Annotated in this window: 17 protein-coding genes and 1 pseudogene; 9 read left to right on the top strand and 9 right to left on the bottom strand. The window is 44.1% G+C overall.

Annotation, left to right across the window (positions count from 1 at the left end; all coding sequences use genetic code 11):
• Window position 1: 1 nt before the first annotated feature.
• Together nrfD and dsrO are read right to left on the bottom strand one after the other, a co-directional pair.
• A complete protein-coding gene (nrfD, locus tag A9260_RS10390) occupies window positions 2-1,102 on the bottom strand; it encodes an NrfD/PsrC family molybdoenzyme membrane anchor subunit (protein WP_068698724.1) in 1,101 nt (366 codons plus the stop codon).
• Window positions 1,099-1,866 carry a sulfate reduction electron transfer complex DsrMKJOP subunit DsrO gene (gene dsrO / locus A9260_RS10385; protein WP_068698722.1) on the bottom strand — a complete coding sequence of 256 codons (768 nt, stop codon included), beginning with the start codon at window positions 1,864-1,866 and terminating at the stop codon, window positions 1,099-1,101. Before dsrO ends, nrfD begins: the two co-directional genes overlap by 4 nt.
• 172 nt (window positions 1,867-2,038) lie before the next feature.
• On the opposite strand from dsrO, the gene A9260_RS10380 reads away from it, so the two are divergent.
• On the top strand, window positions 2,039-3,928 hold the full coding sequence (locus tag A9260_RS10380) for a sensor histidine kinase (RefSeq protein WP_068698720.1): 1,890 nt from the start codon (window positions 2,039-2,041) through the stop codon (window positions 3,926-3,928).
• Entirely contained in the window at window positions 3,925-4,536 is a 612-nt protein-coding gene (locus A9260_RS10375; RefSeq protein WP_068698718.1) for a response regulator transcription factor, read from the top strand. Before A9260_RS10380 ends, A9260_RS10375 begins: the two co-directional genes overlap by 4 nt.
• A 13-nt stretch (window positions 4,537-4,549) precedes the next feature.
• On the opposite strand, the gene A9260_RS10370 is transcribed toward A9260_RS10375, so the two are convergent.
• From A9260_RS10370 to rnm, 5 genes are all read right to left on the bottom strand, one after another.
• Entirely contained in the window at window positions 4,550-5,716 is a 1,167-nt protein-coding gene (locus A9260_RS10370) for a glycerate kinase (RefSeq protein WP_068698716.1), read from the bottom strand.
• A 30-nt stretch (window positions 5,717-5,746) separates the two neighbouring features.
• Entirely contained in the window at window positions 5,747-6,085 is a 339-nt protein-coding gene (locus A9260_RS10365) for a thioredoxin family protein (RefSeq protein WP_068698714.1), read from the bottom strand.
• A gap of 120 nt (window positions 6,086-6,205) precedes the next feature.
• A complete protein-coding gene (rluB, locus tag A9260_RS10360) occupies window positions 6,206-7,096 on the bottom strand; it encodes a 23S rRNA pseudouridine(2605) synthase RluB (protein WP_068698712.1) in 891 nt (296 codons plus the stop codon).
• 168 nt (window positions 7,097-7,264) lie between these two features.
• Window positions 7,265-7,885, bottom strand: coding sequence for an L-threonylcarbamoyladenylate synthase (locus A9260_RS10355; protein ID WP_068698710.1), 621 nt, complete (start codon window positions 7,883-7,885; stop codon window positions 7,265-7,267).
• Window positions 7,886-7,908: 23 nt separating this feature from the next.
• Window positions 7,909-8,769, bottom strand: coding sequence for an RNase RNM (gene rnm, locus A9260_RS10350; protein WP_068698708.1), 861 nt, complete (start codon window positions 8,767-8,769; stop codon window positions 7,909-7,911).
• A 351-nt stretch (window positions 8,770-9,120) separates the two neighbouring features.
• Between rnm and A9260_RS10345 the strand changes: the two genes are divergently transcribed.
• From A9260_RS10345 to trpA, 6 genes are read left to right on the top strand one after another with little or no spacing between them, the layout of a single operon-like run.
• Complete coding sequence (locus A9260_RS10345; protein ID WP_082957079.1) at window positions 9,121-10,743, top strand: anthranilate synthase component 1; 1,623 nt, start codon at window positions 9,121-9,123, stop codon at window positions 10,741-10,743.
• Window positions 10,736-11,368: an aminodeoxychorismate/anthranilate synthase component II gene (locus A9260_RS10340; protein ID WP_068698704.1), complete on the top strand. Its 633-nt coding sequence runs from the start codon at window positions 10,736-10,738 to the stop codon at window positions 11,366-11,368. The genes A9260_RS10345 and A9260_RS10340 overlap by 8 nt, the downstream gene beginning before the upstream one ends.
• Window positions 11,368-12,366: an anthranilate phosphoribosyltransferase gene (gene trpD, locus A9260_RS10335; RefSeq protein WP_068698701.1), complete on the top strand. Its 999-nt coding sequence runs from the start codon at window positions 11,368-11,370 to the stop codon at window positions 12,364-12,366. The genes A9260_RS10340 and trpD overlap by 1 nt, the downstream gene beginning before the upstream one ends.
• Before the next feature lie 2 nt (window positions 12,367-12,368).
• Window positions 12,369-13,760, top strand: a complete 1,392-nt coding sequence (gene trpCF / locus A9260_RS10330) for a bifunctional indole-3-glycerol-phosphate synthase TrpC/phosphoribosylanthranilate isomerase TrpF (protein WP_068698699.1) — start codon at window positions 12,369-12,371, stop codon at window positions 13,758-13,760.
• Between the two features lie 53 nt (window positions 13,761-13,813).
• Window positions 13,814-15,004 (top strand): tryptophan synthase subunit beta, encoded by a 1,191-nt coding sequence (gene trpB, locus A9260_RS10325; protein ID WP_068698697.1) that lies wholly within the window; start codon window positions 13,814-13,816, stop codon window positions 15,002-15,004.
• The gene (gene trpA / locus A9260_RS10320; protein WP_068698695.1) at window positions 15,004-15,810 is read left to right on the top strand and encodes a tryptophan synthase subunit alpha; all 807 of its coding nucleotides are present in this window, start codon (window positions 15,004-15,006) and stop codon (window positions 15,808-15,810) included. The genes trpB and trpA overlap by 1 nt, the downstream gene beginning before the upstream one ends.
• A 131-nt stretch (window positions 15,811-15,941) precedes the next feature.
• On the opposite strand, the gene A9260_RS10315 is transcribed toward trpA, so the two are convergent.
• Window positions 15,942-16,409 (bottom strand): MarR family winged helix-turn-helix transcriptional regulator, encoded by a 468-nt coding sequence (locus A9260_RS10315; protein ID WP_068698693.1) that lies wholly within the window; start codon window positions 16,407-16,409, stop codon window positions 15,942-15,944.
• Between the two features lie 420 nt (window positions 16,410-16,829).
• Between A9260_RS10315 and A9260_RS10310 the strand changes: the two genes are divergently transcribed.
• A complete protein-coding gene (locus tag A9260_RS10310; RefSeq protein ID WP_068698691.1) occupies window positions 16,830-17,915 on the top strand; it encodes a DUF3179 domain-containing (seleno)protein in 1,086 nt (361 codons plus the stop codon).
• Window positions 17,916-17,965: 50 nt separating this feature from the next.
• Here A9260_RS10310 and A9260_RS10305 read toward each other — a convergent pair.
• Window positions 17,966-18,254, bottom strand: a pseudogene (locus tag A9260_RS10305) (IS4 family transposase); the annotation flags it as partial.

Here is an 18,254-nt window from a genome sequence, read left to right as displayed (position 1 = left end):
ATCAGTGTTTTGTAACAGGAGAAGAGACTTTAAATGAGTCTTTTGGTTGAATCAGTTCAGAACCTAACATGGCTAAAGCAAGCCATAGGCCAAACATGCCAATAATCCCCAATAAGCCATTACTGCCCATCGGCAGGTGATACGGGTAAGGGCCAACATCAAATTTGGCAATGGTTTGCACTTCCATCATTGTCACCCATCGAACAACCCACGCCGTAATTAGGGTCAGCGTCGCTAGAGTGAACAAACTGATGACACTCCCTCTTGCAGCCCTTAAGCAGAATAGAGATAGCAATACACAACCTAAAAGCAATAACGTGATCAGCCCAATATGACCAATCCAAACTGAGTTGCTATACAGTTCAAAGTTGTGACTATTGGATGCCCATACCGGTATCAGCAATAGCGCTAACACACTACTAGTAAAGATGCTTTGTCTGAGTAAACGGGTATCCCCTGCGGTAAGGTTTTGTGATTTTTCGGCCATCAATAGCCACAACAATAACGAAAAACCTACCGCGGCTAAAAACGCGGTAATAAACCAAATAAGGGGAGATTCTGGTTGATTCCACAAAGCGCGCGATTCTAATACGGCGATTTCCATACCGGTATATAACGCAATGCTAAGACCGGAAAGCACAGTCGCAATACTTGTGCCTAGCATCAGTTTGCGGCTAGTCACCCAATCACCAAGAGACAACTTGGAAAGAAGTGGCAATATCTTACCGGGTTGATTTTGTAAGTTATTGAGGTCAGGGCGAAGGTACAACCACGCGGTCACGACCGATAACGCAGAAAACACAGGAAGAAAAAGCGAACCTAAAGACATCCAAGACCAAGGCGTAATATGCGCATAGAAGTGCCACGCACGCCCAGGTTGGTGTAGATCGGCAGTCAGTGCCAATGGCCCAACAATTGCGCCAATGGCCAAGGTTAATGCCAGCGCCGCGCGCAGTCTATGACTGGTGTGCGATTGAAAAACCAGAGCTAACAAAAATAAAATGGCGGCAGCATAAGCTGAGCCGATATAAAAGAAATACTGCACCGCCCAAGGTAGCCATGTAATGGCTTGCGGTTGCACTAACACCTCGGTGATATTCATGCTTTATCCCCTTGTGGTTCGTAAATGGCGGCTTGCCCTTCAATATGTTGAGTAAAGCGCTCATTCATGCCGATGTAGAAAACATGCGGATGCGTATTCTCGCTCGGTTTAAGTACTTTAATATCCTCTTTATGTTCAGCGAGTAGACGGCGCAATTCACTGTCGGGATCGTTCATATCACCAATGATGCGCGCTCCGCCAACACAAGTTTCGACACACGCAGGTAACAAACCCTGCTCAAGACGGTGCGCACAAAATGTGCATTTGTCTGCGGTCAATGTCTGTTCATTAATAAAGCGAGCATCATAAGGACAAGCTTGTACGCAATAACCACACGCTACGCAGCGGCTATTATCGACCATCACAATGCCATCTTCTCGCTGGAACGTGGCTTGCACTGGACACACTGGGATACAAGGCGGGTTATCACAGTGATTACATAAGCGAGGCAACATAAATGCCTTCACTTCTTTTGTTTGAGTCAAACCGTCATCTAAGGCCACTTCATACTGTTTGACCGTAGTGCGGAATTGACCGATTGGCGCTTGATTCTCAATGCTGCAACCGACGGTGCATGCTTGACAACCCACGCATTTACGCAAGTCAATGATCATTGCGTAACGCTTACCGACCTGACCTTTGCGATCAGCTTGATCATTATTTCTTATCACGGTTGATGCGGTCGCGGTCCCTACCCCGACAACAGGAATCAGTGCTGCGCCTGCGGTAACGGCCCGAAGAAAACGACGTTTGGTGGAATCCATAACTCACCTATTAAGATTGATTTTGAGCTTAGGTCTATTATTTAACTTGTAAGGCTCGACCGATATTGTGGATTTCCACATACTGTAAATAGATTTGATCTAAAACAACTCTGCACTGGCATTGCTTCTTTATTCTCGCTTGCAGTCCATAAACAAATAAGACGTTATTCGCATGATAAAAATTCACAGTGTTATTCGGTTATGGATAATGAGTATCGCTCTATGCTGCGGGCTGTTTATGGCGCTTCCGGTTTTGGCGCACCCGGCTATATCGCATTCAGTTTCGGCAAATTCAACGGCGAATCACTCGGGAAAACAACAAATTGATGTTGGCGTATTGGCCGTTCGAGGTCAGTGGCGTGTTGAGCATCGCTGGCAACCGACAATGGATTGGCTTAATCAACAAATCCCCGATGTCTACTTTGTATTGCATCCTCTCAACTTAGTGGATATGACGCGCGCCGTAGAAAACCAAAGCATGGATTTTATTTTGACAAACCCAGGACAAGCGATGCGTCTCGGTCGTCAATTTCCACTGTCATGGATTGCCACGCTGACGAACCAATCAGCAGAAGGATCAAACTACGGTATTGGATCGGCTCTGGTGGTTCGCTCTGACTCCGATTACCGCACCCTAGAAGACGTGATGGGTTTACCGATTGCCGCCGTTGCCGAACAAGCCTTTGGCGGGTACCTGACCATGAAGTATCAGGTTATTCAACAAGGCATTAATCCCAACGATTTTTTTGCCAATGTTCGTTTTTTAGGGTTCCCTATTGATGCCAATTTATATCAATTGCGTGATAAAACCGTAGAAGCGGCCGTGGTTCCTGCTTGCCTTGTAGAGCAGATGACCAAAGAAGGCTTGCTTGAAGCGGGACAGTTAAGAGTCATTAGCCCTGTCAAATCCTCACAAACCGACTGCGTTGTTTCCACCGCCTTATACCCTAATTGGTCTTTTGCTAAAACCGAGCGAGGATCTCCCAAACTGGCAAAAAAAATCAGTCGAGTACTATTAGCTATGACAGCTGATAATCCGGCCTCTATTGCGGCCAAAAATTCAGGTTGGACTTCGCCTGTCAGCTTGCTGCCCATCGATAAACTCTATCAAGCATTGGACTTACACCCTTTACAACAACCGTGGTGGAAAGAGGCATTACGTTGGTTACAGCTTCATCAACACTGGGCGTGGGCGCTGTTTTTGTTTGTCATTGCATTAAACCTTTATCATTTCTGGATTGAGTTTCGATTTAGTAAAAGCAAACAAGCGCTAGAGCAAACTTTACTGCGCCTAAAAGAGAAAAGTGAGATGTTGGAGCATGCACAGCGCGTCACAATAGTGAGAGAATTAGGCAGCAGTCTGGCGCATGAGATAAACCAACCGTTGGCCGCAATCAGAAACTACAGTGAAGGTGGGTTGCTGCGTTTAGCCAAGAAACGTCCCCATGAAGATATTGTCCCTGTACTGCAAAAAATTCAGCTTCAAGTAGATAGAGCGGATGCCATCATTCATCGCCTTAGAGCCTTAATTCAAAAACGAAGCATCACTATTGAGTTGTGTGCAATTGAAAGTGTCGTTGCTGATACGCTTGAGTTACTCAATTTCCGCCTACAAAAACACAAGATTACGCTGGCGCAAAGTTTCGTAGGCCAGTCACGTCAAATAGAGATTGATGTGGTCGGGATACAGCAAGTTCTGGTCAATGTGATTAACAATGCGATCGATGCCTGTGACAGTTATGCCAAGCAGCGTGATAATGAATATGCAGCAAAAATCACCCTACATGTTCATTATCAATCGGCTAACTTGGTTATCCATATCATTGATAATGGGACGGGTCTAAAACATGAGAATCCGATGACTGCCTTTGTGAGCACCAAACAACAAGGGTTGGGATTGGGCTTAGCGATATGCCGCGATGTCATGGAGTTGCATGGCGGTGAATTTACCCTTCAGTCTATGTCATCTCATGGTTGCTTGGCTAAGCTAACACTTCCCTATCAGGTACCCGCGTCAGCATCAAATCGACGTATAAACAAAGATTTACCGGAGAAACAATGAGTACTAGTCAGCAAAACTTACCGGTGTATGTGGTTGATGATGACCTATCAATACGAGAGTCATTAGCCTTCTTATTAGAAGAATATGATTTTAATGTCCTAACCTTCGAGGATGGTCAGGTGTTTCTTGATAATATCGATATACATCAGCCAGCTTGCGTCATACTCGATAGCCGAATGCCCAACCTGCGTGGCCAGCAAGTTCATCAAATCCTTAATCAAGCAAGAAGTCCGTTGGCGGTTATTTATTTGACCGGACACGGCGATGTGCCTATGGCGGTCGATGCGCTGCAAGCCGGTGCCATTAACTTCTTTCAAAAGCCGGTAAAAGGTAATGAGCTTGCACAAGCCATTATTAAAGGGCAAAAACAATCGCTGGAAAAACAACAACTTTATCTAGCAAATGCCGCTTATGACTCGCTGACAATACGAGAAAAAGAAATCTTACGCTCTATTATTGCCGGTAAACGAAATATTCAAATTGCAGATGAACTGTGTATTGCCATGCGCACGGTGGAGGTTCACCGTGCCAGTTTACTTAAAAAATTCGCCGCTAAAACAGTCGCGGAATTGGCGTATGCTTATGGGCAAATTGTCGTTAATGCTTAGCGTTTTATATTCGTTACCGTAAGCTCTGACCAAGATGCAGCGTTGCCGCAATATTGCGAGCGGTGCGAATTAAATTAGCTTCAGCCTCGCACAATACTTGCTCTATGTGTTGAGGAGATCGAACACTGCCAAAAACACTGTCCATCAAACCATATAACTGATCCACATCTTGCCCTAAAGATCCGGCTATGGCGATGCTTGGTATGCCATATTGCTGTGCTCGCTTTGCAATACCAAATGGCGCTTTGCCTTGCAGCGTTTGATTGTCCATTTGCCCTTCACCGGTGATCAGCAAGTCGGCCTCTTTTAATATTTCATCGACATTTAGAATATCCAATACCATATCAATGCCCACTTTGAGCTGTATATCAAACGCTAAACTTAAGCCTAAAGGTGTGCCACCTGCTGCGCCAAAGCCTGCTGACTGCCTATGGTTAATGCTATTAATACCACAGTGCTGAGAGGCCACATCGGCAAAGTGCCCTAGTGCTTTATCAAGCGTTTGCACCTGTTCAGGCGTTGCACCTTTCTGCGGACCAAAAATCACACTGGCTCCTTGTAAACCGCACAAGGGATTACTGACATCGCACGCAACAATAAATTCGACGTCTTTACAGCGTGGATGAAGGTGCGTTAAATCAATACGCTCAAGCTTGCCAAGTTGCGCGCCGCCAACGGATAATTCATCTCCCTTTTCGTCTAACAGTTTTGCGCCCAAAGCTTGCAGTATTCCCGCGCCTGCATCATTGGTGGCGCTTCCTCCCAAACCCATAATGATCTTTTCAACACCCGCATCCAATGCTGCTTTAATTAAAAGCCCGGTGCCAAAAGATGAGGTCTGTAGTGGCGCTCGTTCGGCGGCGCTTAATCTTGCCAATCCTGATGCTTGCGCTAATTCAATTAACGCGCAGGATGTACTCATACCATTATGTACTTGGGTAAACTGCCCCCAATCAGCACGGCAAGGTTTACCTAATGCATCGCTTGTTTCAATTTCATTTTTAGATCCATTGAGCGCACCAAGCAATACATCAACCGTGCCTTCTCCGCCATCGGCTAGCGGGATCTTCACATACTCAGCTAATGGAAAGATCTCAGAAAAGCCTTGTTCAATACAATCAGCAACCTGATTGGCATTTAACGAGCCTTTAAAAGAATCTGGAGCAATCACAATTTTCATATTGATGATTATTCACTCTGTTAAATTAATTTATTTCAACAACTCAATAAGTGGCTCTAAATCAGAGTTAGCCGTAGGACGCACCACTCTAGCGACTTCTGTACCTTCTTTTAACAGCACAATTGTCGGCCATAATTTTACCGAAAACTGTCGCCCTAGCTTTTTCCCTTTACCGTCTAATACCTTAATGTGTGGCAACGTTGGGTATGCTTTTAAGCATTGTGCGACCACTACCTCGCCTGCCTGACAATGCGGGCACCAAGATGCGCCAAATTCAACAATGGCAAACCCTGAGATGGCTTCTATGTCGTCAATGCTTGGGGCATCTTCTGAGTATTCACTGTTGTAGCCCAATTGATATCCGTTCATTGAACATTCCTTATCTATGTTTAAAAAGTAATAAACAGTATGTCTTATTTAGCTGAAAAATAGGCATAAAAAAAGCGACTCTTTCGAGTCGCTCTTAAATTTTAATTTTATTTACTGATTCTATTTACGAGCTTTCTTTGGCTTGCGCTTAGATGGGCCCGCAGTTGTAATGCGTTCTTCGTGGCGACGAACTGCACGACGAATTTTTTGAGAGCGAGAACGGTCACGGTTGCGAGAAGTATTACGCGGATCGATGACGGTTGCTTTTTCTGGTTCAAGCTCGACTAATTCACGAAGGTAATTAACCTGTTTAAGGTCCATTTCCATCCATCCACCACGAGGAAGTTTCTTCTCTAGGAAGATATCACCGTAGCGAACACGTTTTAATCGGCTTACTGTCGTATCTTGAGATTCCCATAGACGACGAACTTCACGGTTACGACCTTCGTTGATAACAACATAGAAGGTGTGGTTCATGCCTTCACCACCAGCGTAAACGATGTCTTCAAAACGAGCCATGCCGTCTTCAAGCTGTACGCCCTTAGTCAGGTTACGTACTTTCTGCTCAGTCACATCACCAAATACACGTACTAGGTATTCACGCTCAACTTGGCGACTAGGGTGCATTAAGCGGTTTGCAAGCTCACCATCGGTAGTAAATAGCAATAAGCCTGATGTGTTAGCATCCAAACGACCTACAGAGATCCAACGAGCACCGGTAATCTTAGGTAAACGGTCAAAAACAGTACGGCGACCTTCTGGATCGCTACGAGTACATAATTCGCCTTCTGGCTTGTAATAAGCAAGAACACGACACACTACTTCTTCTTCGGCTTTAATTGAAACTTGATGACCATCAACACGAATAACGGCGGTGTCATCTTCTAAGCGTTCGCCTAGAGTAGCCACTTGACCATTAACGCTAACGCGACCTGATTTGATTAAGCTTTCAAGTTCACGGCGAGAGCCATGACCAGCACGAGCAAGAATTTTCTGTAACTTTTCGTTCATTTAATAACCTTAGTGTCGTCTTCTCAGACGTCGGATGAAGTAGTGATCCGCAAAAATTGCGGTCGCATAGTATCGCAAAAAAGAAGGCAAAAATCATCCGATATTTGTGCACATTTGCAAAGTGTCATATTGTGTTCTATTCCAACGCCTATCGACAAAGGGCATTGGCTACTCAAATGGAGATGTATCGCCTGCGCCGTGTCTGTGTATCACAGGGTCGCCTTCACTAAAATCAACCACGGTCGTTGGTTGCTCACCCAAATACCCACCATTGATAATAAGATCAACCACGTTTTCCAGTTTGTCGCGGATGTCTTCTGGATCAGATTCTGTTACGTCATTTCCAGGAAGAATCAATGTTGTCGACATCATTGGTTCGCCCAATGTTTCCAACAAATCCAACGCTATTTTATTATCTGGAACACGAATACCAATGGTTTTTCGTTTCGCGTTCATCAAGCGGCGAGGCACTTCTTTAGTGGCTTTAAAAATAAACGTGTAAGCACCCGGTGTATTGTTTTTCAATAAACGGAATGCACTATTATCAACACGCGCATACAACGAAAGTTCAGACAAATCGCGACATAATAATGTGAAGTTATGCTTATCACAGATTTTACGAATACGACATACGCGCTCTAACGCAGATTTGTTCTCTAATTGACAGCCCAGCGCATAACCCGAATCGGTTGGATAAATCACGACACCACCATTACGAACAATGGTTGCAGCTTGAGTAATAAGTCGAGCCTGCGGATTATCTGGATGTACGTAAAAATATTGACTCATCATATCTCCTTATGAGCAAACATCTATTGAGTTGATGTTTTCGAAGCTGCAAATTGTGGCCATTGTTCCCATACCGGTGTTACACCCGCAGGCAGCCACAAATTTTTCCCAAGTTCCATCCACGGTGAAGGATAATGAAAATCAGAACCTTGAGAAGCGAATAAGCCGTATTGTATCGCATAATCGCCTAACATGCGTCGTTCTTGTGGACTTTGTTGGGGTAATGAAATTTCCATCGCATCCCCATTTGCCTCAACAAACGCTGCAAGCAGTCTTTTTTGCCATTTGGCGGTTAAATCATAACGGCCTGGATGTGCCAGTACCGCAGCGCCACCGGCTGCGTGGATCACACTCACCGCATCCGCAATCGAACACCAAATAGGAGGCACGTAACCGGGTTTATCTCGGGTAAGAAATCGCTTAAAGACCTGTTGCATGTTTTTAGCATGCCCGTTATCAACCAGCCATTTTGCAAAATGGGCGCGAGTCACTGGCGCGCCATTGGCTATGGCTTTCACTTCCGGCAGCGGATCGACTTTTAAATGCTTAGAGAGTCGATACGCAATCAGCTCAGATCGTTCGATGCGCCTTGCTTGCTGCTGGGCAATTAACTGTTGCAACTGTTGATTATGAATATCGAGATTAAGCCCAACAATATGAATGTCTTTATTTGACCACACCGTTGAGATTTCAATGCCTGAAATTAACTGTATATCAAGATTAGCACTTTGAATGTATGCCTTAGCAGGCTCAATGGCATCAACCGTATCATGGTCTGTGATCGCCAGTACCGATACGCGATGTTCAATCGCCCTATCGATAAGATCTTGGGGAGTAAAACGCCCATCAGAGGCTGTCGTGTGAGAATGTAGATCAAATATCATAAAAGGCTTGACTTTCCACTGCTGTACTAGTTAACTAGTACACTTAGATTATTTAAAGGTGTTAGCAAATCGCTATGGATACAGTCATGATACATCAGCCTAAGCCAATCTGCCGTACATTAAGCAGAGTTTGTGCAAGTGTCATTTCTGGGCAGTGGCGTTGGTGGTTCGATAATAAAGCGAGCTAAACCTTGGGTGCACCTAATAAAAACTCAAAAGCTCGCATTAATATGCGGGCTTTTTTTATGATACTTTTACGCCCTGATACATCACTAGTACATTAAGCATTGAATTGATTGCTCAAATTTCAAACGACTTTTGCATAATCATTTTTGGGTGGAACAACAGAATATGAGAGTATGTGATGCAAAGAACCAAAGCTTACAAGGAGGTCTTGTGAATAAGACCATAAATCTGACCGCGCAAGGCCAACTTGAAGTTGTGCAGCGCGATGTATTCTATACACAAGATCCAACCGAACTCTTTCATCATTTATGTAACAATAAAGATGACACCCTTCTTCTTGAATCAGCCGAAGTTGATTCCAAAGAAGATTTGAAGAGTCTATTACTTGTTGATGCTGCAATGCGCATCGAGTGCCGAGGCCACCAAGTGGTACTTACGGCTAACTCTGATAACGGCCAAGTCTTGCTATCGCGCATTGTGTCTAATCTCAATTCACAATTCATTGCCAGCTCCACTCCAAGCAAACTGATTGTTAACTTTGATGCGCCTAATGATAATTTAGATGAAGACAGCCGCCTTCGTCAGCCATCATCGTTTGATATGCTGCGCATTGTTAAACACAGCTTCAACTGCGATGAACATGATCCATTGGCACTGTATATTGGTGGCTTGTTTGCTTATGACTTAGTGGCAAACTTTGAACCACTAGGTGAAGCGGCAGAAAACAGCCAATGTCCTGATTATGTTTTCTATGTAGCAGAAAGCTTGATTGTTATCGATCATCAGCAGCAACAAGCTCGATTAATTGGCACCTTATTTGATGCTAATGACAGCACTCGCGCGACTCTAGAGCAGAGACTTCAATCAATTGAAGCTGAAATGAAGGTCATTGAACCAACGCCTGAGTCGATTAAATTAGATCAATGCGATGTGACCGTCAGTGTCAGCGATGAAGAATTTTGCCGCACGGTACGAGACTTAAAACAATACGTAATTAAAGGTGATGTCTTCCAAGTCGTCCCTTCACGACATTTCTCTCTTGAGTGCCCTTCTCCGCTTGTTGCTTATAAGCACCTGAAAAAAAGTAACCCAAGCCCTTACATGTTCTACATGCAAGATGAGCTATTTACTTTGTTTGGCGCTTCACCGGAAAGCGCACTTAAATATGAAAAAGACAGTAATCAAGTAGAAATCTACCCGATTGCCGGTACTCGTCGTCGTGGCAAAAATCCAGACGGCAGTATTAACTTTGATCTCGACAGCCGTATTGAGCTTGAGCTTCGCTCTGATCGTAAAGAAAATGCAGAACACATGATGCTGGTGGATTTGGCGCGTAATGATGTAGCGAGAATTTCACAAGCTGGCACTCGCCATGTAGCTGACTTGCTTAAAGTAGACCGTTACAGCCATGTGATGCACTTAGTGTCGCGTGTTGTCGGTCAACTTCGTCAAGATCTTGATGCATTGCACGCTTATCAAGCTTCTATGAATATGGGCACCTTAACCGGCGCGCCAAAAATACGTGCAATGCAGCTTATCCGTGATGTTGAACAGCAACGCCGCGGCACTTATGGTGGCGCAGTGGGTTACATGACTGGTCGCGGCGACCTTGATACTTGTATCGTGATTCGTTCAGCGTACGTAGAAAATGGCATCGCTAAAGTACAAGCCGGCGCGGGTGTGGTGTTTGATTCTGACCCTCAATCGGAAGCAGACGAAACTCGCACTAAAGCACAAGCTGTCATCAGCGCAATTCAAGCGGCTCATACTGAGGTGAAGCATGGCTAATATTCTATTTATTGATAATTTCGACTCGTTTACTTATAACTTAGTGGATCAATTTCGTACTCTTGGCCACAACGTGACTGTGTATCGAAACCAGACCGATCTTAGCGTGTTAGAAAGCACCTTACAGACCTTGGATAATCCCGTTATCGTACTGTCTCCAGGTCCTGGCGCGCCAAGTGAAGCAGGCAACATGCCTAAAATCATTCAACAATTTAAAGGTAAAGTGCCAATGATTGGCATTTGTCTTGGCCATCAAGCCATTGTTGAAGCTTATGGTGGCACCGTTGCGGGCGCAGGCGAAATCATTCATGGCAAAGTGTCGATGATGGAGCACAATAACCACGCGACTTATGCAGATCTACCCTCTCCATTTGCCATTGCTCGTTATCACTCACTGGTGGCAACTAAAGTCACTGACGATTTAACCATTACCGCTCAAGTTGATGATTTGGTAATGTCTGTGGTGCATGAGCAAGATAAAATCTGTGGATTCCAATTCCACCCAGAATCAATAATGACCACCTACGGTGCGACTCTTTTAGCCAACTCAATTGAATGGGCACTAGAGTTTGGCGACCTTAGAAATTCAGCAAGCTTAGAAAACAGCAGTAACAAGGAAGAATAATGCAAGACATTCTAGAACAACTTTATCGTCAACAAGCGCTAAGCCAAGAGCAAAGCCAGACACTGTTTGATCAGATAATCAAAGGTGAAGTCGAACCTATTGTATTGAGCTCTGTTCTTACTGCTTTAAAAATTAAAGGCGAAACGCCCGCTGAGATTGCAGGCGCTGCCAAAGCACTGCTGGCAAATGCCAAGCCTTTCCCTCGTCCTGACTATGACTTTGCTGACATTGTAGGTACTGGTGGTGATGGCTCAAACACCTTTAACATTTCAACTACTGCCGCTTTTGTTGCTGCAGCCGTTGGCCTAAAAGTGGCAAAACATGGCAACCGCGGCGTTTCAAGTAAATCTGGCTCTTCAGATTTATTAGATTCATTTGGCATTAACTTGGCGATGAGCGCGCAAGATACGCGCCAAGCGGTGGATGATCTTGGCGTGGCATTTTTGTTTGCCCCTCAATACCATCAAGGCGTGCGTCACGCGATGCCTGTCCGTCAGGCGTTAAAAACTCGCACTATTTTCAATATTTTAGGCCCTTTGATTAATCCAGCCAGACCCAACATTGAACTGATGGGTGTGTATGGCGAAAGCTTAGTTGCACCCATTGCGCAAACCATGCTGCAAATGGACATGAAGCGCGCCGCAGTGGTTCATGGTAGCGGTCTTGACGAAGTGGCCATTCATGGCAAAACCACTGTCGCTGAAATCAAAGATGGCAAGATTGAATACTACAGCTTAACCGCTGAAGATTTCGGTCTAAAAACTCATCCGCTAGAAGCCTTAAAAGGCGGCACGCCTGATGAAAACCGAACTCTAGTGAGCAACCTACTGTCAGGTAAAGGCACTGAGGCGCAAGAATCTGCAGTTGCGGCCAATGTGGCGCTACTAATGAAACTATTTGGTCACGAAGATCTTAAAGCCAACGCCAAGCAAGCTATTGAAGCAATGCGCAGTGGTAAGGCGTATCAACTTGTCGAACAATTGGCAGCAAGAGGTTAATTATGTCAGAGCACATTTCACAACAAAATAAAGACATGGCTCAAGTACTGGCTAAGATCGTTACCGATAAAGCCATTTGGGTTGAAGAAAGACAAAAGGCTCAACCACTAGAGAGCTTTCAGTCTTCACTCACTGACTCAGATCGCAGCTTTTACGACGCCCTTTCTGGTGAAGAAACCGCATTCATTCTTGAGTGTAAGAAAGCGTCACCGTCAAAAGGTCTGATTCGTGATGACTTTGATCTTGATTACATTGCCTCTGTTTATAACAACCATGCCAGTGCCATCTCGGTATTAACCGATGAGAAATACTTCCAAGGTAGCTTTGATTTTCTTCCGCGTATTAAGAAGCAAACCAAACAGCCTATCTTGTGCAAAGATTTTATGATTACACCTTATCAGGTGTATCTTGCTCGTCACTATCAAGCCGATGCTATTTTGCTGATGCTATCAGTACTTGATGATGAGCAATACCAAGCGCTTGCGACAATTGCTAACTCATTAAATATGGGCATCCTTACCGAAGTCAGCAATGAAGGTGAACTGCAACGCGCTATCAACCTTAAAGCTAAAGTAGTGGGAATTAATAATCGCAACCTACGAGATCTCACCATCGATTTAAATCGTACTAAAGCGTTAGCACCGAAACTTCCGCAAGGCACAACGGTGATATCAGAATCTGGTATTTACAATCACCAACAAGTTCGTGACTTGGCTAACCACGCCAATGGTTTTCTTATCGGCAGTTCATTAATGTCAGAAGAGAATATTGAGCTTGCGGTGCGTAAAGTACTGCTTGGTGAAAACAAGGTTTGCGGTCTTACTCATGCTGATGATGCAGCAAAAGCATATAATGCAGGGGCTATCTACGGCGGTTTGATCTTTGCTGACAAGTCTAAACGTAAAGTAGATGAAGAAATGGCTCGCTTAACCATGAGCGGCGCACCACTTCGTTATGTGGGTGTCTTTCAAAATCAGGACTGCCAATACATTAGCAGTCTTGCAAAATCACTACAGCTTAACGCGGTGCAGTTGCATGGTGATGAAGATGAAGCGTTTATTAACGACCTTCGTCAGCAACTTGATGACAGTACTGAAATTTGGAAAGCCTACGGCGTGTTGGACGATATGCCATCATTTATTGGCAACGTTGACCGTCACCTTTTAGATTCTAAAGTGGGCGCGCAAAGCGGCGGTACTGGGCAAGCATTTGATTGGTCTAAAATTGACAACCCTAATGTGATGCTGGCTGGCGGACTTAATGCCGATAACATTCCACAAGCATCCAAACTAGGATGCTTGGGACTCGACCTCAATTCTGGAGTGGAATCTGAGCCGGGTAAAAAATCTCGTGAGAAGCTTGAACAAGCTTTTGCTGCGATCAGACACTATTGATTTAGACGCCTTCCCTATTAAGAAGGCGTGACAGAAATTTTAAGGAAAAAATCATGGCAAAACTTGATGCCTACTTTGGAGAGTTTGGTGGACAATACGTTCCACAAATCCTCGTACCTGCGCTTGACCAACTAGAGCAAGCATTTATTGACGCGCAAGATGACGCTGAGTTTCGTGCCGAATTCATGCATTTATTGCAAGAATACGCAGGTCGCCCTACCGCACTCACGCTGACGCAAAATCTAACCAAAGGTACCAAGACTAAGTTGTACCTTAAGCGTGAAGATTTGCTGCACGGCGGCGCGCATAAAACTAACCAAGTATTAGGCCAAGCACTACTGGCTAAACGCATGGGTAAAACAGAAATCATTGCTGAAACTGGCGCGGGTCAACACGGCGTAGCTTCAGCATTAGCTTGTGCTCTGCTCGGTCTAAAGTGTCGTATCTACATGGGCGCAAAAGATGTTGAACGTCAAAGCCCGAACGTTTTCCGTATGCGCTTAATGGGCGCGACGGTTATCCCTGTTCATTCTGGCTCTGCAACGCTAAAAGACGCGTGTAATGAAGCACTGCGTGACTGGTCTGCTAGCTATGAAACGGCGCACTACCTACTAGGTACAGCTGCCGGCCCTCACCCATTCCCAACTATCGTGCGTGAGTTCCAGCGTATGATTGGTGAAGAAACCAAACATCAAATTTTAGCTCGTGAAGGCAGACTGCCTGACGCTGTGATTGCCTGTGTGGGTGGCGGCTCAAATGCCATCGGTATGTTTGCCGATTTCATTAAAGAGTCAGATGTTCGCCTAATTGGCGTTGAACCTGCAGGTAAAGGCTTAGATACCACAATGCACGGCGCACCGCTTAAACACGGTAAGCTGGGTATTTTCTTTGGTATGAAATCACCGCTAATGCAAGACCCTGATGGTCAAATTGAAGAGTCATACTCTATCTCTGCAGGTCTAGATTTCCCATCGGTTGGTCCTCAGCATGCTCATCTAAATGCCATAGGCCGCGCAGAATACGGCGCAGCAACAGATGATGAAGCACTTGAAGCATTCCAAATATTAGCGAAAAAAGAAGGCATTATCCCAGCGCTTGAGTCCGCTCACGCCCTAGCCTATGCATTAAAAATGGCGCACGATGAACCTGAAAAAGAACAGCTATTAGTGGTTAACCTTTCTGGTCGTGGTGATAAAGACATTTTCACTGTGTACGACATTTTGAAAGAAAGAGGAGAGATGTAATGGACCGTTACGCAGCATTATTTGAGCGTTTAGAAGCGAAAAGCCAAGGTGCATTTGTTCCGTTTGTGACCATTGGCGATCCTAACCCAGAGCAGTCTCTGCGCATCATGCAGACTCTAGCGAAGGCTGGCGCTGATGCACTTGAATTAGGTATTCCATTTTCTGATCCTCTTGCAGATGGCCCGACGATTCAAGGTGCCAACATTCGCGCATTGGATTCTAAAACTACCCCGAGCATTTGCTTTGATCTAATCAGCCAAATTCGCGCACAATACCCTGATATGCCAATCGGTTTGTTAGTTTATGCCAACCTTGTATTTGCCAATGGTATTGAACATTTTTACCAAGCTTGTGCTAACGCTGGCGTTGACTCGGTATTGATTGCCGATGTACCGACTGGCGAGAGTAAAGAGTTTAACGCTGCGGCTAAAAAAGCAGGCGTACACGCTATTTTCATCGCGCCGCCAACGGCAACAGATGAAACACTAAAAGAAGTATCAGAATTAGGTGGAGGTTACACTTACCTACTTTCTCGCGCAGGTGTCACTGGCGCGGAAACTAAAGCAAACATGCCCGTTGATCACATGCTTGAGCGCCTCGCTAAATTTGACGCGCCACCAGCATTACTTGGCTTTGGTATTTCTCAACCAGAACAAGTGGCTTCAGCAATTAACGCTGGCGCAGCGGGTGCTATTTCAGGCTCTGCGGTAGTGAAAATCATCGAGAGTAATCTTGGTGATGACGATAAAATGCTTGAGCAACTTTCAAGCTTTGTCACTAACATGAAAGCCGCAACTAATAAGTAGCAGTCTCATTTTCAATTTCTATTGTTAGTCGCTAGATAGGCTAAAATTAGAGATAGTGAAAATTAAAAAAAACACACTTTAAGGTGCTACCTTTAGTGTGTTTTTTTATGTTAATAAAACAGCACGCTTTCCTATTTATGTCGCGCAATCAATGCTTTAGTACATAGACGCGTAAGTTCTTTATTTTCATCTTCGGTTAAACAATCTAAAAACGTTGAACGGGTTTCTTTAGCAATACCAGTACAAAGATCCTTCACTGCAACACCACTTTCAGTCAAAGCAACCAGCTTGTTTTTTAAATTTTTATCATCTTTCATCGTAATCACCCAACCACGTTTAACCATATTATCAACGGTCCTTTTGGCTGCGCTTCGATCATGCATTAAATAGTCAGCAAGTTGTTGCTGTTTAATTGGTTGATATTTAGCAATGATATGCATCGCCATTAACATTTCCAACGTGATATCTGCATGTTGACGCAATTGCTCATGGGTCAAATTACGATGCAAGCGAGTAAGAATCGTCATTAAAAATAATGGACTGTCTTCCAAGATGGAAAGATTTGGTAACCCTGCTGCAGAAAGTGATTGATTAGACATCTTCTATTCTTATTCAAAATAATACCAAACAAAGATAGCATATTTATTGCGCCATCAACAATAACCAAAACAACCAACTACCCCACTAATATATATCGACTTGACTGGACATATTTGACACAAAAACAATCCACTTAAAAACAACAACTTAACAGAAAAAACCAATCATAAAGAACAAAAGTACGCGCTTTATGTTGCGTCATCAACAAAAATAAAGCACTATAACCATATTGTTGATGGCGCAACATTACTAACATGTAGTAAAAAGTGTCGATGCCTTCAACACCATTAATACCTCAATAACATGAGTTAATTTAATGGCTCGAACTTTAGAACTACTGCGATAGGACGCGGTAACAGAACTCAATATTACGGATAGAAACAAGACACGTTTCATCCTAATAACTAAGAGATACACTGATGAAAAAAATAATCTTTAATGTATATGCTGCTTTGCTTGCTTCGATTGCAATATTTTGCGCTATTTTAATGACAGAACCAGGCCAATCACTGGCCGTACCCAGAGATTGGGTTTTAGGTTATTACAACAACCTTTCTACCTTTATCATTGCGCAAACTTTCGCACTTATTGGTTTGTGGTACTTAAGTGAAAAATGGGGGATGTGGAGTCGTAAGCTGATGTCTCTTGCAACCGTAGGTGTTTTGATTACGTTTTGGGCTGTCTCCTATGCAATGCCAACGGCATTTCCTACGGAGCAATTTACTGCTAATTACGTTTCTGTGGATGAAGCCGACTCTCAAATACCGCAAGAAGATCAACGAGTGTATGTTGTAGAACAAGATGGCGAGGTTCGTATATTTCCACGCTACCACGTTCAATTGCCACACGTAGCAGGTTGGCAGCACAATGATACGGACTACGCTATCACCTATTGTGGCTTGTCAAACTTACCAATGGTTGTTGAAACCGATTACGGTCTTGGGGAAGCAGACTTACAAGTATTAGGACAAACCCATAATAATTTGGTGTTTAAAGATGTAAATAATGGCACTGCTATTCAGCAGGCAACAATGCAATCAGAATTTACAGAGCATAAACCAACGGTGATTCCAAACACAATGATGACATGGGATGAGGCTAAAGTTCAGTACCCAGATGCACAAGTCTATGTTTATGGTATGCAGCGAATGATTGACGGCGTGTTACTTGATTTGTTTGAACAACCATTGATTAATCAACGCGATATGGAGAAAGAAGAGTTCATATTCCCAACTCTTTCACTGGATGATTTACGTATGAATCCAAAAACTGAAATTTTTGGTTATGACAATGGCCGCGGCCAGCAAGTTGCGATTAATCCAGAGTTTGCTCGCACAAATAATGGGTACGAATTTGAATTAGCAGACGAAAAATTACGCATTATCACCGACGGTAGTGTAGTACGTTTAGTCAACGCTGAGACAAATCAACAAGTACCCACTCACAATGGATTCCATTTTGGTATTTGGGCTGAGTACTTCCCTAACTCTGAAGTACTTCAATAAATCACTTGTTGATAAAAGTGATAGTAAAGCCCACTTAGGTGTAATGCCGTTCACTTAAGAGTGTGAACGGCTTTTTTATTATTGGCATATCGCTGCGGTCTAGGTTTGACTGCCCTTGGGAATGTTCTTTCCCTTCGCCTCTCCAGCACTAAGCTTTCTGCCATGTTATGGAAGCCTTTTAGTTGCCTTGGAATTGCGCCCGGCGTTGAGTAAGGTAAGCCAACAAGTAACGCCGATATATGGGCCAAGGTTCCATTAAAACTCAACTGATAAGGAAGGTAATTCCCCTTTAAATTTAAGCAGAGTTCGACCATTTGATATCGAATTAAATTATACGTT

It is taken from the genome of Vibrio sp. UCD-FRSSP16_30 (genome assembly GCF_001676025.1).
Lineage (GTDB): Bacteria > Pseudomonadota > Gammaproteobacteria > Enterobacterales > Vibrionaceae > Vibrio.
Note: the sequence above shows the minus strand (reverse complement) of the source record. Positions and strands in the feature narration are given on the sequence as shown.